This is a genomic window from Rhizobacter sp. P2_G4 (assembly GCF_056403575.1).
In genome coordinates this window covers 77,985-102,670 of sequence record NZ_JBFUFG010000004.1, presented here as the reverse complement: position 1 = coordinate 102,670, position 24,686 = coordinate 77,985, and the positions used below count along the sequence as shown (strand labels likewise).

The 24,686-nt window shown below is 65.5% G+C and carries 23 protein-coding genes; 9 read left to right on the top strand and 14 right to left on the bottom strand.

Going from position 1 to position 24,686, the window contains the following annotated elements:
- Window positions 1–9: 9 nt before the first annotated feature.
- A complete protein-coding gene (locus AC1DYS_RS16545) occupies window positions 10–774 on the bottom strand; it encodes a DsbC family protein (protein WP_477901034.1) in 765 nt (254 codons plus the stop codon).
- A gap of 8 nt (window positions 775–782) precedes the next feature.
- Window positions 783–1,889 carry an FAD-dependent monooxygenase gene (locus tag AC1DYS_RS16540; protein ID WP_477901032.1) on the bottom strand — a complete coding sequence of 369 codons (1,107 nt, stop codon included), beginning with the start codon at window positions 1,887–1,889 and terminating at the stop codon, window positions 783–785.
- 98 nt (window positions 1,890–1,987) lie between these two features.
- On the opposite strand from AC1DYS_RS16540, the gene AC1DYS_RS16535 reads away from it, so the two are divergent.
- From AC1DYS_RS16535 to AC1DYS_RS16520, 4 genes are read left to right on the top strand one after another with little or no spacing between them, the layout of a single operon-like run.
- Window positions 1,988–4,435 carry an AsmA family protein gene (locus tag AC1DYS_RS16535; protein ID WP_477901030.1) on the top strand — a complete coding sequence of 816 codons (2,448 nt, stop codon included), beginning with the start codon at window positions 1,988–1,990 and terminating at the stop codon, window positions 4,433–4,435.
- 29 nt (window positions 4,436–4,464) lie between these two features.
- Window positions 4,465–5,292: an MOSC domain-containing protein gene (locus AC1DYS_RS16530; protein ID WP_477901028.1), complete on the top strand. Its 828-nt coding sequence runs from the start codon at window positions 4,465–4,467 to the stop codon at window positions 5,290–5,292.
- Window positions 5,293–5,306: 14 nt separating this feature from the next.
- A complete protein-coding gene (locus AC1DYS_RS16525; protein WP_477901026.1) occupies window positions 5,307–6,224 on the top strand; it encodes a DMT family transporter in 918 nt (305 codons plus the stop codon).
- Window positions 6,221–7,147: an FAD:protein FMN transferase gene (locus AC1DYS_RS16520; protein WP_477901024.1), complete on the top strand. Its 927-nt coding sequence runs from the start codon at window positions 6,221–6,223 to the stop codon at window positions 7,145–7,147. The genes AC1DYS_RS16525 and AC1DYS_RS16520 overlap by 4 nt, the downstream gene beginning before the upstream one ends.
- Window positions 7,148–7,149: 2 nt before the next feature.
- On the opposite strand, the gene AC1DYS_RS16515 is transcribed toward AC1DYS_RS16520, so the two are convergent.
- The gene (locus AC1DYS_RS16515) at window positions 7,150–8,016 is read right to left on the bottom strand and encodes a pirin family protein (RefSeq protein ID WP_477901022.1); all 867 of its coding nucleotides are present in this window, start codon (window positions 8,014–8,016) and stop codon (window positions 7,150–7,152) included.
- A gap of 79 nt (window positions 8,017–8,095) precedes the next feature.
- Between AC1DYS_RS16515 and AC1DYS_RS16510 the strand changes: the two genes are divergently transcribed.
- From AC1DYS_RS16510 to rpoH, 4 genes are all read left to right on the top strand, one after another.
- Window positions 8,096–9,970 (top strand): ATP-binding protein, encoded by a 1,875-nt coding sequence (locus AC1DYS_RS16510; protein WP_477901020.1) that lies wholly within the window; start codon window positions 8,096–8,098, stop codon window positions 9,968–9,970.
- Between the two features lie 62 nt (window positions 9,971–10,032).
- Window positions 10,033–11,124, top strand: a complete 1,092-nt coding sequence (gene ychF, locus AC1DYS_RS16505) for a redox-regulated ATPase YchF (protein WP_477901018.1) — start codon at window positions 10,033–10,035, stop codon at window positions 11,122–11,124.
- A gap of 126 nt (window positions 11,125–11,250) precedes the next feature.
- Window positions 11,251–14,442: a CHASE domain-containing protein gene (locus AC1DYS_RS16500; RefSeq protein WP_477901016.1), complete on the top strand. Its 3,192-nt coding sequence runs from the start codon at window positions 11,251–11,253 to the stop codon at window positions 14,440–14,442.
- A gap of 109 nt (window positions 14,443–14,551) precedes the next feature.
- Window positions 14,552–15,493, top strand: coding sequence for an RNA polymerase sigma factor RpoH (gene rpoH / locus AC1DYS_RS16495; protein WP_477901014.1), 942 nt, complete (start codon window positions 14,552–14,554; stop codon window positions 15,491–15,493).
- Between the two features lie 64 nt (window positions 15,494–15,557).
- Here rpoH and AC1DYS_RS16490 read toward each other — a convergent pair whose 3' ends face one another.
- The 5 genes from AC1DYS_RS16490 to AC1DYS_RS16470 are packed head-to-tail and all read right to left on the bottom strand — an operon-like array spanning window position 15,558 to window position 19,648.
- Window positions 15,558–16,160, bottom strand: a complete 603-nt coding sequence (locus tag AC1DYS_RS16490) for an SCO family protein (RefSeq protein ID WP_477901912.1) — start codon at window positions 16,158–16,160, stop codon at window positions 15,558–15,560.
- Complete coding sequence (cyoE, locus tag AC1DYS_RS16485) at window positions 16,160–17,092, bottom strand: heme o synthase (RefSeq protein WP_477901012.1); 933 nt, start codon at window positions 17,090–17,092, stop codon at window positions 16,160–16,162. The genes AC1DYS_RS16490 and cyoE overlap by 1 nt, the downstream gene beginning before the upstream one ends.
- A 1-nt stretch (window position 17,093) precedes the next feature.
- A complete protein-coding gene (locus AC1DYS_RS16480; protein WP_477901010.1) occupies window positions 17,094–18,203 on the bottom strand; it encodes a COX15/CtaA family protein in 1,110 nt (369 codons plus the stop codon).
- Between the two features lie 4 nt (window positions 18,204–18,207).
- The gene (locus AC1DYS_RS16475) at window positions 18,208–18,918 is read right to left on the bottom strand and encodes a redox-active disulfide-containing membrane protein (protein WP_477901008.1); all 711 of its coding nucleotides are present in this window, start codon (window positions 18,916–18,918) and stop codon (window positions 18,208–18,210) included.
- Window positions 18,872–19,648: an SURF1 family protein gene (locus AC1DYS_RS16470; protein ID WP_477901006.1), complete on the bottom strand. Its 777-nt coding sequence runs from the start codon at window positions 19,646–19,648 to the stop codon at window positions 18,872–18,874. The genes AC1DYS_RS16475 and AC1DYS_RS16470 overlap by 47 nt, the downstream gene beginning before the upstream one ends.
- Window positions 19,649–19,650: 2 nt before the next feature.
- Between AC1DYS_RS16470 and AC1DYS_RS16465 the strand changes: the two genes are divergently transcribed.
- Window positions 19,651–19,872 carry a twin transmembrane helix small protein gene (locus AC1DYS_RS16465; protein WP_477901004.1) on the top strand — a complete coding sequence of 74 codons (222 nt, stop codon included), beginning with the start codon at window positions 19,651–19,653 and terminating at the stop codon, window positions 19,870–19,872.
- A 65-nt stretch (window positions 19,873–19,937) separates the two neighbouring features.
- On the opposite strand, the gene AC1DYS_RS16460 is transcribed toward AC1DYS_RS16465, so the two are convergent.
- The 6 genes from AC1DYS_RS16460 to coxB are packed head-to-tail and all read right to left on the bottom strand — an operon-like array spanning window position 19,938 to window position 24,673.
- The gene (locus tag AC1DYS_RS16460) at window positions 19,938–20,822 is read right to left on the bottom strand and encodes a cytochrome c oxidase subunit 3 (RefSeq protein ID WP_477901002.1); all 885 of its coding nucleotides are present in this window, start codon (window positions 20,820–20,822) and stop codon (window positions 19,938–19,940) included.
- 52 nt (window positions 20,823–20,874) lie between these two features.
- Window positions 20,875–21,105 carry a DUF2970 domain-containing protein gene (locus AC1DYS_RS16455; RefSeq protein ID WP_477901000.1) on the bottom strand — a complete coding sequence of 77 codons (231 nt, stop codon included), beginning with the start codon at window positions 21,103–21,105 and terminating at the stop codon, window positions 20,875–20,877.
- Window positions 21,102–21,686, bottom strand: coding sequence for a cytochrome c oxidase assembly protein (locus tag AC1DYS_RS16450; protein ID WP_477900998.1), 585 nt, complete (start codon window positions 21,684–21,686; stop codon window positions 21,102–21,104). The genes AC1DYS_RS16455 and AC1DYS_RS16450 overlap by 4 nt, the downstream gene beginning before the upstream one ends.
- Window positions 21,687–21,696: 10 nt before the next feature.
- Entirely contained in the window at window positions 21,697–21,807 is a 111-nt protein-coding gene (locus AC1DYS_RS16445) for a cytochrome oxidase small assembly protein (RefSeq protein ID WP_477900996.1), read from the bottom strand.
- A gap of 17 nt (window positions 21,808–21,824) precedes the next feature.
- Window positions 21,825–23,465, bottom strand: coding sequence for a cytochrome c oxidase subunit I (ctaD, locus tag AC1DYS_RS16440; protein WP_477900994.1), 1,641 nt, complete (start codon window positions 23,463–23,465; stop codon window positions 21,825–21,827).
- A 23-nt stretch (window positions 23,466–23,488) separates the two neighbouring features.
- Window positions 23,489–24,673, bottom strand: a complete 1,185-nt coding sequence (gene coxB / locus AC1DYS_RS16435; protein WP_477901910.1) for a cytochrome c oxidase subunit II — start codon at window positions 24,671–24,673, stop codon at window positions 23,489–23,491.
- Window positions 24,674–24,686: the final 13 nt, after the last annotated feature.

Genomic DNA, 24,686 nt, shown 5'->3' with positions numbered 1-24,686 from the left:
GGGGCGGGCTCAGTTGGTCGTGGAAGACGTTGAAGAGGCCGGCTTGGCGGTGCTGGCAGCCACCAGCAGTTGCTCGATCCGCTCGGCGGTGATGGCACCCGGGATGCGCGTGCCGTCGGCGAAGAAGATCGCCGGCGTGCCGTTGATGCGGTACTTGCGCGCGAATTCCATGTTGCGATCGATCGGCGTCTTGCAGGCCGGGCCCATGTTGCGCGGCGGCATCTTGCCGTCGAGCATCCATGTGAGCCACGCCTTGGCGGGCTCCTTGGCGCACCAGATGGCTTCGGACTTCTGCGGCGAGTCCCCGCCCAGCACCGGGATCAGGAAGGTGTAGACCGTCACGTCCTTGACCTTCTGCAGGTCGGCCTCGAAGCGCTTGCAATAGCCGCAGTTGGGGTCGGCAAAGACGGCGATCTTGCGCGCGCCGGTGCCGTTCTTCCAGACCATGGCGTCCTTGAGCGGCAACTGGTTGAAGTCGACGGCGGTGAGCTTGTTGATGCGGGCCTCGGTGAGGCTGCTGCGCGTCTTGGTGTCGATCAGGCTGCCTTCGATGATGTAGTTGCCCGTCTCGTCGACGTAGAAGATCTGGCTGCCCAGCCGCAGCTCGTAGATGCCGGCCAGCGGCGTCTTGGTCAGCTCGTCGATCTTGGGCCAGTCGGGAAAGCGCTCCGCGATGTTCTTGCGAATCTGGGCTTCGTCGGCCAGGGCCACGTGCGCGAGCAAGAGGCCTGTCGCCAGAGCGACCAGGGTGCGGGATACAAGTTTGAACAACATGGGAGCTTTCAGGAGCCCAGCGCACGCGAGGTGAGCCAGCGCTTGAGCAGAGGAAGGTGGTTGACCAGAGTCATGCCGCGGTTGCGAAGTTCCCGCAAGGCGGGCTGTTCGTGTGAAAAGAGTCGCAACAATCCGTCAGTGAGCTGGCCCATCGCCACGGTGGGGATTTGTCGTTCGCGTTCGTAGCGGCGCAGCAGGCGGGCGTCGCCGAGCGAGCGCCAGGGTTCGCGCCGGGCAATCACCCCCGCCAGGGCCGCCACGTCGGCCAGACCGAGGTTGAGCCCTTGGCCGGCGAGCGGGTGCACGACATGCGCCGCATCGCCCAGCAGCACCCACCCCGGGCCGCACCAGGCCTGCGCGCGGGCCAGCGTCAACGGCCAGCTGGCGCGCTCGCTGGCGAGCCGCAAGCCACCGCAGGCGCCGCCAGTGGCGTCCAGCAAAGCTTGCTCGAAAGACGCCCCGTCGAGGGCCATGAGTTCTTGCGCACGGCCTTCGGGCAATGACCACACCAACGCAAAGGAGTGTTCGGGTTGCGGCGAATCGAAGGGCAGCAAGGCCAGCACGTCGGGCTGGCGGAACCACTGGCGCGCAGTGTTGCGGTGAGGCCGCTCGGCCACGAGCCGCGCCGCGATCGCGCGGTGGCCGTAGTCCTGCCGATCCCACACCACACCCAGGGCCTCGCGCGATGCGGAATTCTTGCCTTCGCACAGGGCGGTCAGCGTGGCCTCGACCGGGCTGCTCATCACGGTGATGTGAGGCGCAAAGCGAATGGCCGCCGCGAGCGATTGCTCGAGCACGGAAGCGTCGGTAATCCATGCGAGTTCGCTGGCATGCTGCTGCCACGCCGAGAATTCCAGCACGCCAACAGGGTTGTCGCCTTCGATGTGCATGTCGTACACCGCGGTGGCAGCATGGGGCGGCAAGGCGTCCCAGACCTTGAGGCCGCGCAGCAGTTCGACCGAAGCAGCGTTGAGCGCATAGGCGCGCACGTCCTCGCGCGCGCTGCTGTTCGCGTCCGACACAAGCGCCACTTGCAGGCCCTGGCGGGCCAGTGACAGCGCGAGGCTCTGGCCGACCGTCCCAGCCCCTTGCACGCAGACGTCGAAGCGATTCATAGCGTTTCATTGTAGAGACGCGCACGTGACAGGATGCACAGGGCAGAATCAGTGGCTTCCCTCTCTCCAAGGGCTCTCGCAAGAGGCCGAGTGACCGCATGAAATCAACCTGGATACGCAAACTGCTGATCGGCGTGGGCGTGTTCGTGCTGCTGGTGGCAGCCGCACTGACCTATCTGGTCGCGACCTTCGACGCCAATGCCTACAAGGGCTTGGCCATCGACTGGATGAAGACCAACCGCGACCGCACGCTGGTGATCAACGGGCCGATCAAGCTCTCGGTGTTCCCGCGCCTGGCGGTGCAGGTATCCGGCGTGAGCCTGAGCGAAAGGGGCAAGGCAGACCAGTTCCTCGCCCTGGACGAAGCCTCGCTGTCGGTGGCCGTGCTGCCGCTGCTGCGCAAGCAGGTGGTGGTCGACCGCGTCAGCGCGCGTGGCCTGCGCGTGAGCTACCTGCGCAACGACAAGGGTGTGGCCAACATCGACGACCTGGTGGCACCGAGCACACCCGCCGCGTCAGCATCGGCATCGGCACCCGCGCCGACTTCGAGCGGCGCCGCAATGCGCTTCGACGTGAGCGGCATCCAGCTCGACGACCTGCAGCTGAAGCTGCGTGACGACAAGGCCAAGCTCGCCGGCGACGTGACGCTGAAATCGCTGAGCACCGGCCGCCTCGCCGACCAGGCCGAGTCGCCCGTGAAGCTCGATGCACAACTCGCCCTCACCTCACCCGCGGTGCAAGGTGAGCTCAACGGCAGCACCTTGCTCACGCTCGACATGGCCGCCAAGGGCGTGAAGCTGCGCGACATGCAGCTGGCCTGGAAGGGCAATGCGCCGGGCGCGCAAGCGGTGTCTGCCACGCTGCGCGGCGCGCTGGCGCTGGACGGCGACAAAGGCACCGTGCAGGCCGACAACGTGGAGCTGGCCGGCGACGCGACGCTGGGCACCCTCAAGCTTGCCAACTCCAAACTGGGCCTGGCGCGTTTTGCCTACGACCCAGCCAACAAGGCGCTGCAGCTGTCCAAGCTGACCGTGAAGCTCGGCGGCACCTCGGGCGGCAACCCGCTGAGCCTCGCGCTCGACTGGCCCGAGCTGTCGGTCAAGGGCGACACGCTGAGCGGCAGCGCGCTGAGCGGCCAGGCCAGCCTGCAAGGCCCGACCGCCATCGAAGCCAGCTTCAAGACCGCGGCGCCCAGCGGCAGCTTCGAGCGCATCGTCGTGCCGAACATCGAGAGCACGATCAAAGGCCGCAGCGGCCCGCGGCAGATCGGCGGCACGGTGAAGGCCAGCGTGGTGCTGCAGCCCGACAAGGGCGCCGTGGCGATTGACGGCCTGGACACGCAACTGCAGGTGCAGGAGCCTTCGCTGCAGCCGCTGCAGGTCGCCATCCAGGGCAAGGCCGACGCGACTGCGCAGGCGGCGCACTGGGCGCTGAAGGGCCAGATCAACGCCAACCCATTCACCAGCGAAGGCGAGGCCATCCTGGCGACCACACCGCTCACGCTGAACGCCACCGCGAACTTTGCAACGCTCGACCTGAACCGCTTGTTGCCGCCTTCCGCGGCCACAGCGTCGGCACCGCAGCCCACGAACACAGGGCCGGCCGTGGATGCGCCGGTCGACATGTCGCCGCTGCGCTCGTTGCAGGGCAAGTTCAACGTTCGGGTGGGCCAGTTCGCCTACCAGACCTACCGCGTGAACGACTTCGTGCTGCTGGCCACGCTCGAAGGCGGCATGCTGCGGGTGAGCCAACTGGCCGGCAAGACCTGGGGCGGCAACGTGAACGCCACGGCATTTGCCGATGCGCGCGCGAGCCGCGTGTCGGTGAACGCGACAGCCAGCGGCGTGAACGTCAACACGCTGCTGAAAGACGTGGCCAAGAAAGACGTGCTCGAAGGCACCGGCCGCGTCACGCTCGATGTGGACACCGCAGGCCGCACGATCAACGAGCTGAAGTCGCGCCTGAAGGGCACGGCGGCATTGCAGCTGCGCGACGGTGCCGTCAAGGGCGTGAACCTCGCCAAGAGCCTGCGCCAGGCCAAGGCCGCGCTCGGCATGAAACAAGCCGACGAGAAGCAGAAGGCCAGCCTGACCGAGAAGACCGATTTCTCGGAGCTGAGCGCCAGCTTCAACATCACCGATGGCGTGGCCCGCAACACCGACCTCGATGCCAAGAGCCCGTTCTTCCGCCTGGGTGGCGACGGCGCGCTCGACATCGGCAAGGGCCAGATCGACTACACCGCCCGTGCCACCGTCGCCTCCACCACCAAAGGGCAGGACGGTGCCGACCTTGCTGCGCTGAAGGGCCTGACGATTCCCGTGCACCTGACCGGCCCGTTCGAGGCGATGGACTGGCGCATCCAGTGGTCGGCAATTGCTGCACAGGCCATCAAGAGCGAAGTGGGCGCGCAGGTGAAGGACCGGCTGAAGGAAAAACTCGGCCTGCCGAGCGCGGCCAGCGGTGCGAGCGGTACCAGCGACAGCGCCGCAATGAAAGACGCGGCCAAAGACAAACTGAAAGAAAAACTCAAGGGGCTGTTCAAGTGACAAGCAACGAGACAAGCGATGAGCAAAGCGTGACCGTCAGCGCCTTGAACGTCTACCCGATCAAGAGCTGCGCCGGTGTCAGCGTGACCGAAGCGCTGCTGATCGAGACCGGCCTGGAGTTCGACCGCGCGTGGATGGTGGTCGATGCGCAAGGCAGCTTCGTCACGCAACGCGAACTGCCGCGCATGGCGCTGATCCAGCCGACGCTCAAGCACCTGGAAGTCGTGCTGCGCGCGCCCGGCATGCTCGCGCTGCATCTGGCGATTGACGGTGTGGAAGAACCGGTGCGCGTCAAGGTCTGGAATGACGAGGTGGCGGCCTACGACATGGGTGACCTGGCGGCGCAATGGTTCAGCGACTTCCTCGGCCAGCCTCTGCGCCTGGTCAGATTCGACCCCGAACAAAAGCGCCTGTCGAACAAGACATGGACGGGCGACATCGACGCAGAGGTTGCGTTCAACGATGGCTTTTCGATCCTGGTGATCTCCGAAGCATCGCTCGCTGAACTCAACCGGAAGCTGAAAGTGCCGGTGACGATGGCGCGCTTCCGCCCCAACCTCGTGCTGTCGGGGCTGGACGCGCATGGCGAAGACCACCTCGACGAGATCCGCATCGACACACCCGGGGGCCCCGTGCGCCTGAAGCTCGTGAAGCCGTGCGCGCGCTGCCCCATCCCCAACGTCGACCCGCTCACGGGCGAGCCTGGCGTGGAACCCGGCGACACCTTGAGCACCTACCGCGCCGATGCGCGGCTCGACGGTGCCATCACCTTCGGCATGAATGCGGTGATCGTGGAAGGCATCGAGTGCGGTTTGCGCGTGGGCCAGAGCGGCCGGGCGACGTACCGCTTCGACTAGGCCTGATCAGCGGGATGCATCGCCTCAAGCCATGGCAGCTGTTTGCCATTTGCGTGCTCACCTGGGGCACGACCTGGTACGCCATCACCTTCCAGCTCAGCGCCACCACACCTGAATTCGGCGTGGCGATGCGTTTCGGGTTGGCTGGCGCCTGTGTGCTGGGCTGGTGCGCCTGGCGCGGGCAGCGGCTTCGATTCAGCCTGCGCGAGCACGCGTGGCTGGTGCTGCAGGGCGTGTTTCTCTACGGCGTGTCGTACGTCTGCGTGTACCACGCGGAGCGCCACCTGCCGTCGGGCCTGGTGGCAGTTGGCTACTCAGGCTCGCCGCTGGTGGCCGGTCTCGGCGCGACCTTGCTTTTCGGTGCGCTGCTGACCCGGCGCTTCATCGCTGGCGGCCTGCTGGGTCTCATAGGCGTGGCGCTGATCTTCTGGCCCGAATTCGGCAAGGCGCGCGAGGCTGATGCCACCACGCTCGGCGTGATCTTCACCGCGAGTTCGGTCGTGCTATCGACGGTGGGCAGCCTCGCCGCCAGCCGCAACAGCAACCGCGGCCTGCCAATGTGGCCGGCACTGGGCTTCGGCATGCTGTACGGCGCGGCCAGCAGCCTGGTCGTCGTGCTGGCCATGGGCCAGTCCATCGTGCTGCCAACCGCCGCATCGTGGTGGATCTCGCTGCTGTACCTGTCGCTTGCCGGCTCGGTGATGACCTTCGCCTGCTACCTCACGCTGCTGGAGCAAGTGGGCCCGGGACCGACCGGCACCATCGGCGTGATGTCGCCGCTGCTGGCACTGGTGGTGTCGATGGCGTTCGAGCACTACCGACCGGATGTGCTCACCTTCATGGGCGCGGCGCTGGCAGTGGCCGGCAACGTGCTGATGCTGCGACGTGAGGCAGCGCCCGCCGTCCCGAAGGCTGCGGTGGTCCCGGAATGAACGCGACCCACCACACCGTTGACGCGGGCGACACAGGCTTCAGTTTCGAGTTCCGCGCCATGGGCACGACGTGCCGGCTGCGGCTGGCTGGTTGCGGCGAAGCGAAGGCTCGCAGCGCCGCCGACGCCGCCATCGCCGAGGTGCAGCGCATCGAAGCCAAGTACTCGCGCTACCGCGCCGACAGCATCGTTTCGCGCATCAACGCCGCGGCCGGCAGCGGTGCGGTGGTCGAGGTCGATGAGGAGACCGCGGGCCTGCTCGACTTCGCTGCCGGCCTGCATGGCTACAGCGAGGGCTTGTTCGACATCACCACCGGCGTGCTGCGCAGCGTGTGGGACTTTCGCAGCCCCCGCATCCCCGAGCCCGCGGCCGTTCACGGCGTGCTCGGCCGAATGGGGTGGCAGCGTGTCGACTGGCAGCGCCCGGGCATTGCGCTCTCGGTCACCGGCATGGAGATTGACTTCGGAGGCTTCGGCAAGGAGTACGCGGCCGACCGCGCCGGCACGCTGCTGGCCGAGCACGGCATCGCCAGCGGCTTCGTCAACCTGGGTGGTGACATCCGCGTCATCGGGCCGCGGCCGGACGGAAGCGCCTGGTCGTTCGGCATTGCGCACCCGCGCCGCGACGGCGAGGTGATCGCCGGCATCGAACTGGCGCAGGGCGGTCTGGCAACGAGCGGGGACTACGAACGCTTCTTCGAGGCCGATGGCAAGCGCTATTGCCACATCCTCGACCCGCGCACCGGCTGGCCGGTGCAGCACTGGCAATCGGTCAGCGTGTTCGGGCCAGCCTGCCTGGCCGCGGGGGCGCTCAGCACCATCGCCATGCTCCATGGGCCGGCTGCGCACGACTTTTTGCGCAGCGAGGGCGTCGGCTTTCTGACCGTCGGCCCCACAGGCGAGGTTTACCGGGAAGCGGCCTGAACTCAGGGCCGCTGCGGCAGCGGGATGAACTCGGTTTCGCCAGGCACGCGCTCGAAGCGCTGAGCTGCCCAGTCGTCGCCGGCCTGCACGATGCGCTCCTTGCGGCTGGAGACGAAGTTCCACCACATGAAGCGATGGCCGAGCGGCGCGCCGCCGATCATCATCACGCGCGCGCCCTGCTCTGCCTGGAGAGCCGGCTCATGGCCTTCAGGCAAGACCACCATCACGCCGGGCGGCACGACCTCGCCATCGAGTGTGAAACCGTTGTCGATGCCGTAGAGCGCACGCTCCTGCGCTGCAGCGGGCACGGCGAGCGAAACGCCTGCAGGCAGTTCGATGTCCACGTACAACGTAGGCGACAAGGTAGGCACCGGCGAGCTGAGCCCGAAGGCACTGCCGATCAGCACACGCACCGCAGCACCGCTTACCTCGCCCGTGGGGATCGATGCCGCCGGTGTGTGCGAAAAACTCGGCGCATCTTCTTCACGCTCGGCGGGCAGGCCGGCCCACAGCTGCAAGCCGTGGCTGCGCCGCGGGACGGCGCGCAGGTCGTCGGGCGTGCGCTCGGAGTGCACGATGCCGCGGCCGGCCGTCATCCAGTTGATGGCGCCGGGCTCGATGCGCTGGACCACCCCGGTGCTGTCACGGTGCATCATCGCGCCCTCGAACAGGTAGGTCACCGTCGCCAGGCCGATGTGCGGATGGGGGCGCACGTCATGGTTGTCGGTGGGCTGGGCGGTGATGGGCCCGAAGTGGTCGAAGAACAGGAACGGTCCCACGGCGGGCTGCTTCGACGACGGCAGCAACCGGCGCACGGTGAAGCCACCGCCGAGGTCCTTGGTGTGGGGTGTCACGCTGAGCAGGTTCATGGTGCGCGTGCAGTGAAATGCAGAAAGATGATCCGCCCAGGATAATGGAGCGCGACTTTTCGTACGCCGCAGGCCCTCCATGACCTACAAATCGAAGCCGGCGCCCAAGCCGCTCGCCGTGCGGGAGAAGGCGGCCCCCACCATCACGCTCGTCACGCGCGGCACCATGCTGTGGTTGTTCGCGCTCGCAGCGATGGCCGTGGCACTGGTGTGGGCCACCGAGACGGCGCTGAATCAGATCAACGCCTCGAATCGCTACGCCTACCCGCTGCTGATCGCCTGGTTCGTGGTGCTCATCGTGCTGGTCGGGCAGCGGCCGCGCCAAGTCGGGCTGGCGCAGGGCCTCGGCTCGCTCGGCCTGAGTGTCTACTTCGTGGCCAGCGTGGCCTACATGACGCTGATCGACGAATCGGTCACGCCCTACGATGCGGCCTCCATGTCGTACTGGCTGGTGGCGGCCCACCTGCTGACCTACGCCACCTGGTCGCTGTGGCGTGCGCTGAGCTTGAGCGTGGCGGTGGCCGTGCTGTCCACCTTGCCGGCGGTATTCGTCCACCTGAGCGGCACCGGCTCGCCGGAGTGGGAGCGCACGCTGTGGCCCTTGTACGTGAACAGTTTCTTCGCACAGAGCGCGATGATCGGCGCGCTCTTCGGCATGGCGCGCCAGCTCCGGAAACTGGCCGTGCTGTCGCCTCCCATCGACAGCCAGCTGGACGACCCGAGCAGCCAGCCGCTGACGGTGGACGACCTGATGGTGCGGCGCGTGCGCGAGCTCGAGCTGGCGCGAGACCACGCCGAGCAGGCCTCGCTGGCCAAATCCAGATTTCTCGCGGTGATGAGCCACGAGCTGCGCACGCCGCTACACGGCGTGCTGGGTGCGGCCGACCTGCTGCGCGACCCGTCGCTGGACGAGCCCAACCGCCGCGAGATGGTCGAGACCGTGCGCCGCGGCGGCACGCACCTGCTTCACCTCATCAACGACGTGCTCGACCTGTCGCGCATCGAAGCCGGCCGCCTGGCGCTGCTCGACCAGCCCTTCGACCTGCACGCCTGTGTGGCGCAGGTGATCGAGACCGTGCAGCCGCAGGCCGATGCCAAGTCGCTCGACTGCCGGCTGGTGATCGAGGACAGCGTGCCGCGCTGGGTGCGCGGCGACGAGTTCCGCCTCAAGCAGGTGTTGATCAACCTGGTGGGCAATGCCGTCAAGTTCACCGACCGCGGGCATGTGCAGCTGGGCATTCGCTCCGACCGGGCGCTGCGGCAGCTGCAGATCCAGATCGAAGACACCGGTATCGGCATCGAGCGCACGCACCAGGCGCTGGTCTTCGATGCCTTCCACCAGGCCGACGGCGGCGTGACGCGGCGCCATTCGGGCACGGGCCTGGGCCTGGCCATCACGCGCGAGCTGGTCAACCTGATGCGCGGCAGCCTGGCGCTGCAAAGCGAGCCTGGCATCGGCACGCGCGTGTCGCTGCGGCTACCACTGCACCTCAGCGAAGAGCCGCCGCAGGCCCAGCCATCGTCGATGGTGCCGCTGAGCGGCGGGCTGGCCGGCATGCAGGTGCTGCTGGTCGACGACGATGCCGTCAACACCATGATCGCCTCGCAGATGCTGGAAACGGCCGACATCGTGGTGCACACCGCCGGCACCGGGCTGGAGGCCCTGCACCAGCTGCAACGCGGCGGCTTCGACCTGGTGCTGATGGACTGGCGCATGCCCGACATGGATGGCCTCGAAGCCACCCGCCGGCTGCGCGCAGGCGAAGCCGGTGAAGCCATGCGGACGGTGCCGGTGGTGGGTCTCACCGCCAACGCCTACGCCGAAGACCGCGAGGCCTGCCTGGCCGCCGGCATGGACGAGGTTCTGGTCAAGCCGGTGGGCCGCGTGCGCCTGCTGCAAACGGTGCAACGGGTGCTGGAGGCGCATCTCGTCGACGCCGGGCCGGATCGGTAGCGGCCCACTAGAATTGCGACCCTGTTCCGCCCCGGGCGGACCCCACTTCGCGTGACCACACCATGAGCCTCAAATGCGGCATCGTGGGCCTGCCCAACGTCGGCAAGTCCACTCTTTTCAACGCGCTGACGAAAGCCGGCATCGCGGCCGAAAACTACCCGTTCTGCACCATCGAGCCCAACGTCGGCGTGGTGGAGTTGCCCGATCCACGTTTGCAGGCGCTGTCGGCCATCGTCAAGCCCGAGCGCATCGTGCCGGCGATCGTCGAGTTCGTCGACATCGCCGGGCTGGTGGCGGGTGCCTCGAAGGGTGAAGGGCTCGGCAACCAGTTCCTGGCGCACATCCGCGAGACCGACGCCATCGTCAACGTGGTGCGCTGCTTCGACGACGAGAACGTGATCCACGTGGCCGGCAAGGTCGACCCGATCTCCGACATCGAAGTCATCCAGACCGAGCTGTGCCTGGCCGACCTGGGCACCGTCGAGAAAGCCGTGCACCGCGCGCAAAAGCTCGGCCGTGCCGGCGACAAGGAAGCGCTCAAGCTGGTGGACGTGCTGGCGAGGGTGCAAGCCGCGCTCGACGCCGCCAAGCCGGTGCGCTCGCTCGGCCTGAGCAAGGACGAGCAGCTGCTGATCAAGCCGCTGTGCCTCATCACCGCCAAGCCGGCCATGTTCGTCGGTAACGTCGACGAGCACGGCTTCGAGAACAATCCTTACCTCGACAAGCTGCGCGCTTATGCCGAGAGCCAGAAGGCGCCGGTGGTGGCCATCTGCGCCAAAACCGAAGCCGAGATGGCGGAGATGAGTGACGAAGACAAGGAGATATTCCTCGCCGACATGGGCCAGACCGAGCCAGGTCTGAACCGCTTGATCCGCAGTGCCTTCAAGCTGCTCGGGCTGCAAACCTACTTCACCGCCGGCGTGAAGGAAGTGCGCGCCTGGACCATCCACGTGGGCGACACCGCACCCCAGGCTGCGGGCGTGATCCACACCGATTTCGAGCGTGGGTTCATCCGCGCCCAGACCATCGCTTTCGACGACTTCATCGCCTTCAAGGGTGAACAAGGCGCCAAGGACCACGGCAAGATGCGCGCCGAAGGCAAGGAATACGTCGTCAAGGATGGCGACGTGCTGAACTTCCTGTTCAACGTCTGACCTGGTCCCGCCCAGCGCGGCGGGAAGACGTGACTGGCCCCGGGTGGTAGGCTTCTCGGCTCGCGACCACGGAATGATCCGGTTGGCGCCGCACAGAGCGCCAACTTCCACGCCATTCACCGCTTGATGACGTCTGCCGCGCCCCCCCGCCCGTCGACTCACTGGACGCTCGCGCTGACCGGCACGGCGCTGGCATATGGAGTGGTCGGGTGGATGGCGCTGTGGCTCGCGATTCCGCCGGGCTACGCGTCGCCTCTCTATCCCTCCGCTGGCATCGCGCTCGCGTGTGTGCTGACCTTCGGTCCGCGGGTCCTGCCGGGTGTGGCACTGGGCGCATTCACCGTCAATTCGCTTGTCGCCGTCGACCACGGCGCACTCGACCTGACGAGCATGGTCCTGCTGCCCGCAGTGATTGCTGCCGGTGCCGTGATCCAAGCCGCCTTGGGCGGAGCACTGGTGCGGCGCTTCGCCAGCCAGCCGCTGACCCTGAGCGAGCCGCGCGACATCGCGGTTTTCTTCGGCTTTGGCGCCCTCGCTGCCTGCCTGAGCAGCGCCAGCATTGGCACGGCCGCTCTGTACTTTTTGGCACACCAGCCGGTCGACTCGCTCTGGTTCACCTGGTGTGTCTGGGCCTTGGGCGACACCGTGGGCGTGCTGGTCGCCGGCCCGATGGTGCTCACGCTCATCGGCCAGCCCCGCAGCGAGTGGGCTGCGCGCCGACTCACCGTCGGGCTGTCGCTGGCCGTGGCCACGGCCCTGATGGCGCTGGGGGTCAAGCAGGTTGGCAAGTGGGTCGATGCGCGGGTGGTGTCGGCGTTCGAGCGCGACGCGTTCAACGCATCGTCGAACCTGATGGCGCAGCTCGAGTTCCCCTTGCACGCGCTGGAGGCGCTGCGTGGCATCTACATCGGCTCGGACGACGTGACGCAGGCAGAGCTGCAGCGCGCCACTGCGGCCTGGTTGGCGCCGGGGGGCCAGCTGCAGGCCATGGGTTGGGCGGAATTCGTGTCACGCGCCGAGGTGCCGGCCTTCGAAGCCCGCGCTCGGGCCACCGACTACCCGGATTTCCGCGTGTTCGATCGTCTGGATTCCGGCTTCAAGCCACAGGCGGACGAGGCGATGGCCGTGATCCGCGTCATCGAACCGCTGCAAGGCAACAAGGCGGCGTTGGGCGTCAACACCCGCTCAGTGGCCGAAGCGCGCGCGGCGATCGACCGTGCCTTGCGCACCGACACGCCTGCGGCCACGGCAGGCTTTCGTGCCACGCAGAGCAACACCAGCGACCAACTGGCCGTGGTGATCTACCACGCGCTCTACAACGGCGCCCCTACCACGGTCAGCGAGCGGCTGGCGGCAGCGCGAGGCATGGTCTTCGTGACGGTGCGCATGGATGCCACCTTGGCCACTTTCCGCAGCGGCCTGCCGCACTACCTTGACGCGTGCATCGTCGACACCGATCCGGCGTCAGCGCGACGCCGTCTGGCCGGTGCGCCCGGCTGCGAGACGCGCACGTCCGATCTGCTCCATGTGCGGCCGATGGCCTTTGCGGGCCGCCAATGGGACCTGCGCATCTCGGCGGCTCGCAGCGATCTGCCCGACGCGCGCGAGCGCAATGCGCTGCTGGTGTCGCTCGTCGGCCTGCTCGCCACGGCCATGCTGGGCGCCCTGCTGCTGACGGTGACGGGCCGCACCCGCCGCATCGAAGCCGCCGTGAAAGACCGCACCGCGGCGCTGCAGCGCGAGATCGCCGAACGCGAACGCACCGAGGCCGATCTGCGCGAGAGCGAACAGCGTTTTCGCAACATCCTCAACAACGTGCCGATCGGCGTGGTCTACACCGACCTGCGCGGCAACGTGAAGCAGATCAACCCGCGCTTCTGCGAACTCACCGGTTACCGGGCCGAAGAGCTGGTCAGCATGAACGTGGCCGCGCTCACCCACCCCGATGACCGAGTGCAGAACATTGAGCTGTCGGGGCAGCTGGTGCGCGGCGAGATCCCGATGTACCGCCACCAGGGCCGCTACCTCACGCGCGACGACCGCATGGTCTGGGTCCAGTCGGTCGTGACGCTGCTGCGCGATGTGCATGGCGACCCGCATCGCATCGTGGGCGTGGTCGAAGACATCACCGAACACCTGCGCCTGGCCGACGCAGAGCGCGCCCGGGAGATCGCCGAGGCGGCCAACCTTGCCAAGAGCGAGTTCCTTTCGCGCATGAGCCATGAGCTGCGCACGCCGCTCAACGCCATGCTGGGTTTCGCGCAACTGCTGGAACTCGACCAGAGCCACCCCTTGCCGGCGAGTCAGCGGCCCTGGGTGGCGCAGATCCAGGGTGCCGGCTGGCACTTGCTGGACATGATCAACGACGTGCTGGACCTCTCACGCATCGAGTCGGGCACGCTCAACCTGCAGCCCGAGAAACTGGACCTGCGCCACATCATCTCGGCCGTGCTGCCGCTGGTCCAGCAAGACGTGCAGCGGCGGGGCATCGTGGTCACGCAGAACGTCTCAGGCGACATGGCGCGTGTGATCGGTGACTCCACTCGCGTCAAGCAGATCCTGATCAACCTGTTGAGCAACGCCGTCAAGTACAACATCGACGGCGGCCGCATCCACATCGCCACGCGCAGCAGCCACCGCGACAGCATCGAGCTGGTGGTCACCGACACGGGCCTGGGCATGACCTCAGCGCAGCTGGCGCAGCTGTTCCAGCCCTTCAACCGGCTTGGGCGCGAACGCTCAGCGCTCGAAGGCACCGGCATAGGGCTGGTCATCAGCCAGCGCCTGGCCGAGCTGATGGGGGGCGCGTTGCGGGCCCGCAGCACCGCCGGTGAAGGTTCGTCGTTCATCCTCAGCCTGCCCCGCGCCGACCAACCCGATTCAGCCGTTGCCGAGCTGGACGAATCGCAGGCGACGTCCAGCGACTACCACCAGCGCAGCGTGCACTACGTGGAAGACAACGAGACCAACGTCGAAGTGATGCGCGGCATCCTGTCCCGGCGGCCGCAGGTGCGCTTCGACGTCTCGATCACCGGGCTGGATGGGCTGGCCGCCATCCGCGCGCACCGCCCCGACCTGATCCTGCTCGACATGCACCTGCCCGACATCGACGGCATGGAGCTGCTGCGCCACCTGAAGGCCGACCCGGGTACCGCCGACATCCCGGTGGTCGTGGTGTCGGCCGACGCACTGGCCAGCCAGATCGAGGCCGCCCTCCAGGCGGGCGCCCACCAGTACCTCACCAAGCCGGTCAGCGTGTCGCAGTTGCTGTCGGTGGTGGACTCCTTGCTGGACGATGCAGAAACCCGGTACGGCTGACTCAGGGAGCCTTGCTGAGTGCATGCGCTCACATATTTCGACGCCGACTGGGTCATCAGCACTCTCAATCAACGAGTGCTAATATGCAGGGAACCGAAAGGAGTTCTTGATGTCTGATGTCACTATGAACACGTCATCTGCTTCTGCCCTGACCGTCCGTGACCCCTGGAAACTGTTGCCCTCGCTGGGCAATCTGGACGCTTACATCTCTGCAGTGAACCGCATTCCTCTGCTCACGCACGAGGAAGAGCTGTCCTTTGCCAAAAAGCTCCGCGAACAAAGCGACGTCGAATCCGCCGGGAAGCTGGTGCTGTCGCACCTGCGCCTGGTGGTGTCGATCTCGCGCCAATACCTCGGCTACGGCCTGCCCCACGGCGACCTGATCCAGGAAGGCAATGTCGGCCTGATGAAGGCCGTGAAGCGCTTCGACCCGGACCAGGGCGTCCGCCTGGTCAGCTATGCCATGCACTGGATCAAGGCCGAAATCCACGAATACATCCTGCGCAATTGGCGCATGGTGAAAGTGGCAACGACCAAGGCACAGCGCAAGCTGTTCTTCAACCTGCGCTCGATGAAGCAAAGCTTGAAGGAAGACTCGCTCGACGCGAACACGCACCGTGCAACGCTGACGCAAGGCGAGGTCGATACTGTGGCCCGCACGCTGAACGTCAAGCGTGAAGAGGTGCTGGAGATGGAAACCCGCATGTCGGGTGGCGACGTTGCGCTCGAGCCGCAAACCGACGACGGCGAAGAGAGCTACGCACCCATCGCCTACCTGGCGGACGACAGCACCGAGCCAACACGCGTGATCGAATCGCACCGGCGCGACTGGCTGGCTGGCGATGGCATCGCCAAGGCACTAGACGCGCTGGACGACCGCAGCCGCCGCATCGTCGAAGAGCGCTGGCTGAAGGTCAACGACGACAGCTCGGGCGGCATGACGCTGCACGACCTGGCCGGCGAGTACGGCGTCAGCGCCGAACGAATTCGCCAGATCGAGGTGGCCGCGATGAAGAAGATGCGCAAGGCGTTGGCCGAAGACGCAGCCTGACATTCACAGCCGCTGAAAAGACAAACGGCCCTTCGGGGCCGTTTTCTTTGCTCGACCTTCTTTTTTATCCCGCGGACGAGATCAGATTCTTCAGGTCGGCCGCGAGCGCCTCGGCCCCGCTGCCGTACTTGGTGAAGAGCCGCAGCCTGCCGGCGTCGTCGAAGACGTAGGAACCGGCGGTATGGTCCATCGTGTAGGTGTCGGCACTCTTGCTTGGCACCTTGGCGTAATACACCTTGAAGTCTTTCGCCGCCGCGGCGGTTTGCTCAAGCGTGCCGCGCAAGGCGATGAAGCTCGGGTCGAAAGCGGTGAGATAGGCCTTCAGCAGTTCGGGCGTGTCGCGCTCAGGGTCGATGGTGATGAAGACGCCCTGCACACGGTCGCCATCCTTACCGAGCGATTTCTTCACCTGGGCTAGTTCGGCCATGGTGGTCGGGCACACATCAGGGCATTGCGTGTAGCCGAAGAAGACGACCGTGAACTTGCCCTTGAAATCGGCCATCGTGCGGATCTTGCCGTTCTGGTCGGGCAAGGACAGCTTGCTTCCGTAGTCGGCGCCGGTGATGTCAACGGCCGAGAGGAATGGCTTGCTCGACGCCTTGGGCTTGTTGTCGCAACCTGCCAGCAAAGCAGCCGCGCCCAGGAGCAGAAGTCGGCGTTGTTTGATCACAGCAGAGGGCCCAGGTAGTGGTCCACCAGCAGCGCAGCGAACAGCAGCGAGAGGTGAAGAATCGAGAATCGGAAGGTGGTTCGAGCCAGCGCGTCCGAATAGTTCCGCCACAGCCTCCAGGCGTAGGCAATGAAGCCCGCCCCCAGCAGAACCGCCGAAGCCAGGTAGATCACGCCGCTCATGCCGAAGATGAAGGGCAGCAAGGTCGCCGCAAACAGCACGAAGGTGTAGAGCAACACCTGCAGCCGCGTGAACTCGGCGCCATGCGTGACGGGCAGCATCGGCAGGCCCGCACGGCGGTAGTCTTCCACCCGGTAGAGCGCTAGCGCCCAGAAGTGCGGCGGCGTCCACAGGAAGATGATCAGGCACAGCATCAAGGCCTCGGGCCCGACGTCGCCACGCATCGCGGCCCAGCCCAGCACGGGCGGCATGGCACCCGACGCGCCACCGATGACGATGTTCTGTGGCGTCAGCGGCTTCAGCACGACGGTGTAGATCACCGCATAACCCACGAAGGTCGCGAAGGTGAGCCACATGGTCAGCGGGTTCACGAAGAAATACAGCAACGCACTGCCCGCGGCGCACAGGACGGCCGAGAACGCCAGCGTTTGTGTGTTGGTCAGCTCGCCCTTCGCGGTGGGCCGCCAGGCGGTGCGCGCCATCTTGGCGTCGATGTGCTGCTCGACCACGCAGTTGAATGCAGCCGCTGCCGCAGCCACTAACCATATGCCGACCGTGGCGGGTAACACCAGCCGCCAGTCGGGCACGCCCGGTACGGCCAGCAGCATGCCGATAACCGCGCAAAACACGATCAGCTGCACCACGCGCGGCTTGGTCAGCGCATAGAACTGCCGCACCGGCGACATGCGCGGCGCTGCGGAAATGGGAGTGCTAAGGGTTTCGGACATGGGGGCAGGTGGATACGACATTTTACGAGGCGGACCTTGCCTGCCAGGCCCTCACCAGCATCACCGCCAGCAAGGTAATCAGCGCCGCCGCCCCGGCCGTGTGGGCCAGTGCAGCGATCAGCGGCCAGCCCAGCACCACATTGCTCAAGCCGCTGGCAAATTGCCACACCGCCACGGCGACGAGTGCAACAGCCCAGCGCCGCTGCGCCGGCGCATGGCTCGCGTAGAGGCGCCAAGCCAACATCAGCATGGCGGCGAACACCACCGCGGCGCCGATGCGGTGTGTGTAGTGGATTGCCGTGAGCGCGGCGAAGGGCAAGAAGCCGCCGTCCTTGCCGGCACCCAGCTCCCGCAACACCGTGAAGCCGTGGTCGAAATCCATCTCCGGCCACCAATGGCCTTGGCAGGTTGGGAAGTCGGTGCAAGCCAGCACCGCGTAGTTCGTACTAACCCAACCGCCCAGAGTGATCTGGAGCACGCTCAACCCAAACACCGCCCAGACTCCCCATTGCACGCCACGCGGCAAACGCAGCGCTGCGCGTTCATAAGCCTGGCTCTGCACGGCCAGCAACACCAGCAAGCCAAGCCCGCCGAGCAGATGCGCGGTGACGATGGCCGGGTACAACTTCATGGTGACCGTGAGCGCTCCGAAAGCACCTTGCAGGCAAACCCACACCAGGGTCGCAGTGGCCCACCACGGTGAGAGGGCTGCATGTCCACGCTTGACGCGCCAACTGGCCACCGCCAACACGGTGATGAGCAAGCCAACGACGGTGGCGAGGTACCGGTGGACCATCTCCACCCACGCCTTGCCGTGCGTCACCGGACCGGTGGGCATGGCGGTCTGCGCAGCATGGATGTCTGCATGCGCACCCAGTGGGCTTGCACTGCCGTAGCAACCCGGCCAGTCAGGGCAACCCAAACCCGAATCGGTGAGGCGCGTGAAGGCACCGAAGACCACCAGGTCGAAGGTGAGGAACAAGGTGAAGAAGGTCAGTGCGCGCAGTCGCACTCCAGGAGCGGCATGCCGATGACGGAACCAGATCCAACCCAGCGGCACCGCGCCGAGCAGCAGGCACAACGCGGCCAGCAGCAGAAGCGGGCTGAAGTTGTAGAGCGCAGGGGCTGCCACTGCGTCAGCGCCCCGGCTTGTCCCAGCCGGCGGATCCGCGCATCAGCTTCTCGATGTCGCGCTTCAGCTTGGCGGCGTCAGGCTGCGGCGGTACACGCATCATCCAGTTGCCCATCGTGTCGACGATGTACATGTGCTCTTCGAGCGCATGCCCGGAAGCGGGTTGTAGCCAGGCCGCCAAGGCATCTCGCTGAACCTGCAACACGGTGGTGGGCGCGCCGGCGATGTCGACCGCCTGGACAGTCTGCGAACGCGGCGCCACGCCATCGTCGATCAACCAGACCTTGTCGAGCCGCTCTTTTTCGCGGCCCAGCGATTCGCGCAGCTGGCGTTGCAGCCACAGGTTCTTTTCGCACTCGGCGGCGCAAGCGCCGCCTGACACCACCACCAGCAGCCATTGGTTCTTCAGACTTTCAGCCTTGACCGCCTGGCCCTTCAGATCCGTCAGCGGCAAGTCGGCGGGCAAGGCCTGCTGCGGCTGGATCAGTTCGCTGTAGTTCGTGCGGCCCTGCGGGCGGATCACGAAGTAGGTGAGGTACGACGCGATCACTGGTGCAGCGCATACCAGCAACACCAGCAGCATCTTCAGGCGGCCGTGTTTCGTGCGGCGCTCTTCCAGCACCGCCGGAGGCATCGAGTGCACGGTGAAGCTCAGGCCGGGAGCGCCATCAGGCGCCGCGTCGGAGCCGGGGGCGGAGGAGTTGGAACCAGACATACAAACCTGCCATGAGGGCGCACAAGGCAAACCATTGAAAAGCGTAGCCGTAGTGCTTGTGGATATCGGTCGCGGGGCGTGGCCATTGGCGCAGCAACCCATCACCGGCGGTACCTGACGAATCGACCTGCAGCACCGTCCAGGGCCGCAGGGTCACACCCAACTCGCGCGAGTAGTCGGCAAGGGCCAGATTTTGCCGGATCACTCCCGACGCCGCTCCGCCTGCGAAGTCGTACAAGCGGCCAGGCGCCGGGGCCACCTGGCCCATTACCTCGACGCGACCGGCCGGGGTGGGCACGCTCGGCACATGGGTTCGGTCCTGCATGTCGCGCGGCGACCAGCCGCGCTGCACGAGCACAGCATCGTTCGGCCCCAGCAACAGGGGCGTGAGCGCGAAGAAGCCCGGATGGCCGTTCATCTGCCGGTTGTCGAGGAACACCGTTGCACCCTGCTTCCATTCGCCCTGCAGGCGAATGGGCCGGTAGTGCTGTGCTTCAGCCGCCGCCTCGCTGCCCGGCAGTGAGCCCATGCCGAGTTCGGGCAGGCTGCTGCGCGAGTCGAGCGCGGACTGCAGTGCCTCCTTCTGGGCAGCGCGGCTGAGCTGCCATACGCCCAAGCGTGCCGTGACACCCATGCCCACCAGCGCGGACACCAGCACGATGACCGCGCGGCGCCGCGGGTCAGCCAGCCACGCGGCCATGCGGCGTCCGTCGGGTGGAATAATCTGCATCCATGAAGTACCTCATTGGCGCGGCCCTCGTTCTCATCATTGCGGCGCTCGCTTCGGCGGGGGTCTTCATGATGCGCGACGGCCGAGACGGCAAGCCCAAGACCAGCAACATGATGCGTGCGCTGGCTGTTCGGGTGGGCTTGTCGGTACTGCTCTTCATCTGCATTCTGTTGAGCTACTGGATGGGCTGGATTCGCCCGACAGGGATTCCTGTCGGCCAGTGAAGTTCATCGCCTGACCAAATTAAAAGAGCGCCTGTTGGCGCTCTTTTAATTGGCAAGTACGGCGTTCAGAGCCAGTACACGACGATGTACAAACCGAGCCAGACCACGTCCACGAAGTGCCAGTACCAGGCTGCACCTTCGAAACCAAAGTGGCGTTGTGGTGTGAAGTGGCCCTTCATCAAACGCAGCGTGATGAACAGCAGCATCAGCATGCCAACGAAAACGTGGAAACCGTGGAAGCCGGTCAGCATGAAGAAGGTCGAACCGTAAACGCCCGAAGACAGCTTGAGGTTCAGCTCGGTGTAGGCGTGGTGGTATTCATAGGCCTGGAAGCCGAGGAAGGTGATGCCCAGCAGCACCGTGATCCACATCCATGCGATGGTCTTGGCGCGTTGGCCGGCGATCAGCGCGTGGTGGGCAATCGTCAGTGTCACGCCCGAGGTCAGCAGCAAGGCGGTGTTGATGGTCGGAATGGGCCACGGGCCCATGGTGGCGAAGGGCTCCACGGTGCCGGCCGGTGCGCCAGTGACGCCCGCCACCGAGCTGGGCCAGAAGGCCTTGAAGTCAGGCCAGAGCACGGCGTTCTCCAAGCTGCCCAGGTTGGGAACCGAGTGCACCCGCGCCCAGTACAAGGCACCGAAGAACGCGCCGAAGAACATCACCTCAGAGAAGATGAACCAGCTCATGCTCCAGCGGTACGAGATGTCGATGCGATCGCTGTAGAGGCCGCCTTCGCTTTCCTTGATGGAGTCGCCGAACCACTGCTTGAGGATGAACCCCCACCAGAGCAAACCGAACAAGACCAGGTAGGCCGCCCAGCCATGGCCGTTGACCCACTGGCCGGCACCGAAGATCACCATGAACAGCCCGATCGAGGCCATGACAGGGTGCCGCGAAGGTGCGGGGACGAAGTAGTAAGGGGTCTGCCCCGTGTGCGTCGCTGCGGACATGCTCTAGTTCTCCTAATTCCTACGAATCGATCTCTTGAATCTTTGAAACGAATCAGCCTGCCACGCCGCTGGAAAGCACCCAGCGCACGAGCAATATCAGCACCGTGATGAACAGCGCGACACCGATCACGGCCGCGATGACCACATGCACCGGGTTGAGCTGCGCGACGTCTTTCTCGTGCTCGGCCGACTTGCGCACACCGAAGAACGACCAACCCACAGCGCGAAGCGTCTGGCCAAACGAACCTTTGCGGTTGACCGCGTCTTTCAAGCCGTCGCTCATGAGCGGGGCTCCTTGGGCGTCGCCACCGCCACGCCGCCGACCACTTCGAAGAAGGTGTACGACAAGGTGATGGTCTTCACGTCCTTGGGAAGCTTGGGGTCGATCACGAACACCACAGGCCACTGCTTGGACTCACCCGCCGCCAGCGTGTACTGGTTGAAGCAGAAGCACTCGAGCTTGTTGAAATAGGGCGTCGCCTGCTTGGGCGCATAACTCGGGATCGCCTGGGCCGCCATCGTGCGGTTCTGCGCATTGCGGAACTCGTACATCACGGTCGTCAATTCACCCGGGTGCACGTCGACATAGCGCTTGGCCGGCTTGAAGTCCCACGGCCCGCTGGCATTCGCATCGAACTCGACCGTGATCGTGCGCGAGGTGTCGATCTGCGTGTTGGCCGGCGTCGCCTTGGAGTTGCCCGGCACATCACGCTCCGAAAGCGAGAGCACGTTGATGCCCAAGGCCTCGCAGATCGAGCGGTACATCGGCACCATCGCGTAGCCGAAGCCGACCATCACGACCGCGACGACGGCAAGCTTGCCCGCCATGCGCCAGTTGTCGGTTTTCAGGCGAAGGTCCGTCATGTCACCTCGCTCACAAACCGAACAAGACCGCGCGCGCCATGAACCCGATGAAGAAGATGATCGCCACCGAAGCCAGGATCAAACCCAGCCGGCGGTTGTTCTTCTTTTGCTCGGGCGTCATGGCGGTTCTGGCGACGATCAGCCGATGACCTTGGTGGCCGACGCGTTCAGCTTGGGCGGCGTCTCGAAGGTGTGGAACGGTGCCGGCGACGGCACTTCCCACTCCAGGCCTTCGGCGGCTTCCCATGGCTTCTGAGGGGCCTTGGCACCCTTGCCGCGCATGCACGGGATCACGATGAAGAGCAGGAAGAACACCTGCGACAGCCCGAACCCGAACGCACCGACGGTCGCGAGCGCGTTGAAGTCAGCGAACTGCATCGGGTAGTCGGCATAGCGGCGTGGCATGCCCGCGAGCCCGAGGAAGTGCATCGGGAAGAAGGTGACATTGAAGAAGACCAGCGACAGCCAGAAATGCCACTTGCCCAGCGTCTCGTTGTACATCACGCCCGTCCACTTGGGCGCCCAGTAGTAGAAGCCGGCGAACATCGCATACAGCGAACCAGCCACCAGCACGTAGTGGAAGTGGGCGACGACGTAGTAGGTGTCTTGCAGCTGAATGTCGACCGGTGCCACCGACAAGATGAGACCGGTGAAGCCGCCCATCGTGAACACGAAGATGAAGCCGACGGCGAACAGCATCGGCGTCTCGAAGGTCATCGAGCCGCGCCACATGGTCGCGATCCAGTTGAACACTTTCACGCCGGTGGGTACCGCGATCAGCATGGTCGCGTACATGAAGAACAGCTGGCCGGTGACGGGCATGCCGGTCGTGAACATGTGGTGAGCCCACACGATGAACGACAGGATGGCGATAGACGAGGTGGCGTACACCATCGAGGTGTAGCCGAACAGGCGTTTGCGGGCAAAGGCCGGCACGATGTGGCTCACGATGCCGAAGGCCGGCAAGATCATGATGTACACCTCGGGGTGGCCGAAGAACCAGAAGATGTGCTGGTACATCACCGGGTCGCCGCCACCGGCGGGGTTGAAGAAGCTGGTGCCGAAGTGGCGGTCGGTCAGCGTCATCGTGATGGCACCGGCGAGCACCGGCATCACGGCGATCAGGAGGTAGGCGGTGATCAGCCAAGTCCAGCAGAACATCGGCATCTTCATCAGCGTCATGCCCGGGGCGCGCATGTTGAGGATGGTCACAATGATGTTGATCGACCCCATGATCGAGCTGGCGCCGAGGATGTGCATCGCGAAGATGCCGGCGTCCATCGACGGGCCCATCTGCAGCGTGAGCGGCGCGTAGAGCGTCCAGCCCGCAGCGGGGGCGCCACCGGGCATGAAGAACGAGCCCACGAGCATGATGCCGGCCGGGATGAGCAGCCAGAAGCTCAGGTTGTTCATGCGCGCGAAGGCCATGTCGGCCGCGCCGATCTGCAGCGGCACCATCCAGTTCGCGAAGCCGACGAAGGCCGGCATGATGGCGCCGAACACCATGATCAGGCCGTGCATCGTGGTCAGCTGGTTGAACAGCTGCGGGTTCACGATCTGCAGGCCGGGCTGGAACAGTTCGGCGCGGATCAGCAGCGCGAGCACGCCGCCGAAAAGGAACATCGTGAACGAGAACAGCAGGTAGAGCGTACCGATGTCCTTGTGATTGGTCGCGTACACCCAGCGGCGCCAGCCGTGAGGGTGATGATCATCGTGCGCGTGGTCGTCGTGGGCGTGATCGCCGGCCGCGTGGCCGTGAGGGGGGAGTACTGCACTCATGAGTCTTCCTTTGGGGCGCGGTTTTACTTGCGAGCGGCGGCCACTTCGGCGGGCTGCACGATCTGTCCGGTCTTGTTGGACCAGTTGTTCTTGGTGTAGGTGATCACGGCGGCGATCTCGGTGTCGCTGAGCTGCTTCCACGACGGCATCGCGCCGTTGTTCTGGCCGTTCAGCACCACGTGGATCTGCTTGCTCTTGTCGGCGTCAAGCACGACGGGGTCGCCATCGAGGGCCTTGATCGGGCCACCGCCCTTGCCGTTGGCCTGGTGGCAAGCCGCGCAGTTGCCGGCATACACCTTCTCGCCGCGGGCGACCAGATCGGGCAGCACCCAGACCTTGTTGGGATCGTCGGCCTTGGCCGCGGCTTCCTTGTTCTTGCCGTCGACCCACTTGCTGTAGTCCTCGGCCGAAACCACCTTCACGTGGATCGGCATGTAGGCGTGCTCCTTGCCGCACAGCTCGGCGCACTGGCCGTAGAAGTCGCCGGTCTTTTCGGCGCGGAACCAGGTGTCGCGCACGAAGCCCGGGATCGCGTCCTGCTTGACGCCGAAGGCCGGCACCATCCAGGCATGGATTACGTCCGTCGCCGTCGTGATGATGCGGACCTTCTTGTTGACCGGCACCACCAGCGGGTTGTCGACCTTCAACAGGTAGTCATCGCCCGAAGGCTTGCCGGCGTCGGACATCTCACGCTGGGTGACGTCAAGCGTCGAGACGAACCCGATGCCCTCACCCTCGCCCTTCAGGTAGTCGTAGCCCCACTTCCACTGGATGCCGGTTGCCTTGATGGTCAGGTCGGCGGCGCTCGTGTCCTTCATCGCAACCACGGCCTTGGTGGCGGGCAGTGCCATGAAGATCACGATGATGAAAGGCACGATGGTCCAGGCGATTTCGACCTTCACGCTCTCGTGGAAGTTCGAGGCCTTGTGGCCCTTGGACTTGCGGTGCTTGAAGACCGAATAGAACATGACGCCGAACACGGCGACGAAGATCACCAAGCACAAGATCATCATGAAGTTGTGCAAGTGCTGCTGCTCGGCGGCGATCTTGGTGACCGGCGGGTGCAGGTCGAGCTGGTTCACAGCCGGGCCGCCCGGCAGGTTGTTGACGGCCATGGCAGCCGAGGTGGCGAGTGCAGCGCCCAATGCCAGGCTGAACTGCCCCGCTGTCCTGCAGAGAGACTGGCAAAGAGATTTCGTCATCTTCATCATGGTCGTTTCA

Coding starts and splice junctions, on each gene's coding strand:
- AC1DYS_RS16545 (WP_477901034.1), bottom strand. CDS start 774: ATGTTGTTCAAACTTGTATCCCGCACCCTGGTCGCTCTGGCGACAGGC.
- AC1DYS_RS16540 (WP_477901032.1), bottom strand. CDS start 1,889: ATGAATCGCTTCGACGTCTGCGTGCAAGGGGCTGGGACGGTCGGCCAG.
- AC1DYS_RS16535 (WP_477901030.1), top strand. CDS start 1,988: ATGAAATCAACCTGGATACGCAAACTGCTGATCGGCGTGGGCGTGTTC.
- AC1DYS_RS16525 (WP_477901026.1), top strand. CDS start 5,307: ATGCATCGCCTCAAGCCATGGCAGCTGTTTGCCATTTGCGTGCTCACC.
- AC1DYS_RS16520 (WP_477901024.1), top strand. CDS start 6,221: ATGAACGCGACCCACCACACCGTTGACGCGGGCGACACAGGCTTCAGT.
- AC1DYS_RS16515 (WP_477901022.1), bottom strand. CDS start 8,016: ATGAACCTGCTCAGCGTGACACCCCACACCAAGGACCTCGGCGGTGGC.
- AC1DYS_RS16510 (WP_477901020.1), top strand. CDS start 8,096: ATGACCTACAAATCGAAGCCGGCGCCCAAGCCGCTCGCCGTGCGGGAG.
- ychF (WP_477901018.1), top strand. CDS start 10,033: ATGAGCCTCAAATGCGGCATCGTGGGCCTGCCCAACGTCGGCAAGTCC.
- AC1DYS_RS16500 (WP_477901016.1), top strand. CDS start 11,251: ATGACGTCTGCCGCGCCCCCCCGCCCGTCGACTCACTGGACGCTCGCG.
- rpoH (WP_477901014.1), top strand. CDS start 14,552: ATGTCTGATGTCACTATGAACACGTCATCTGCTTCTGCCCTGACCGTC.
- cyoE (WP_477901012.1), bottom strand. CDS start 17,092: ATGTCGTATCCACCTGCCCCCATGTCCGAAACCCTTAGCACTCCCATT.
- AC1DYS_RS16475 (WP_477901008.1), bottom strand. CDS start 18,918: ATGTCTGGTTCCAACTCCTCCGCCCCCGGCTCCGACGCGGCGCCTGAT.
- AC1DYS_RS16470 (WP_477901006.1), bottom strand. CDS start 19,648: ATGCAGATTATTCCACCCGACGGACGCCGCATGGCCGCGTGGCTGGCT.
- AC1DYS_RS16465 (WP_477901004.1), top strand. CDS start 19,651: ATGAAGTACCTCATTGGCGCGGCCCTCGTTCTCATCATTGCGGCGCTC.
- AC1DYS_RS16460 (WP_477901002.1), bottom strand. CDS start 20,822: ATGTCCGCAGCGACGCACACGGGGCAGACCCCTTACTACTTCGTCCCC.
- AC1DYS_RS16455 (WP_477901000.1), bottom strand. CDS start 21,105: ATGAGCGACGGCTTGAAAGACGCGGTCAACCGCAAAGGTTCGTTTGGC.
- AC1DYS_RS16450 (WP_477900998.1), bottom strand. CDS start 21,686: ATGACGGACCTTCGCCTGAAAACCGACAACTGGCGCATGGCGGGCAAG.
- AC1DYS_RS16445 (WP_477900996.1), bottom strand. CDS start 21,807: ATGACGCCCGAGCAAAAGAAGAACAACCGCCGGCTGGGTTTGATCCTG.
- ctaD (WP_477900994.1), bottom strand. CDS start 23,465: ATGAGTGCAGTACTCCCCCCTCACGGCCACGCGGCCGGCGATCACGCC.
- coxB (WP_477901910.1), bottom strand. CDS start 24,673: ATGAAGATGACGAAATCTCTTTGCCAGTCTCTCTGCAGGACAGCGGGG.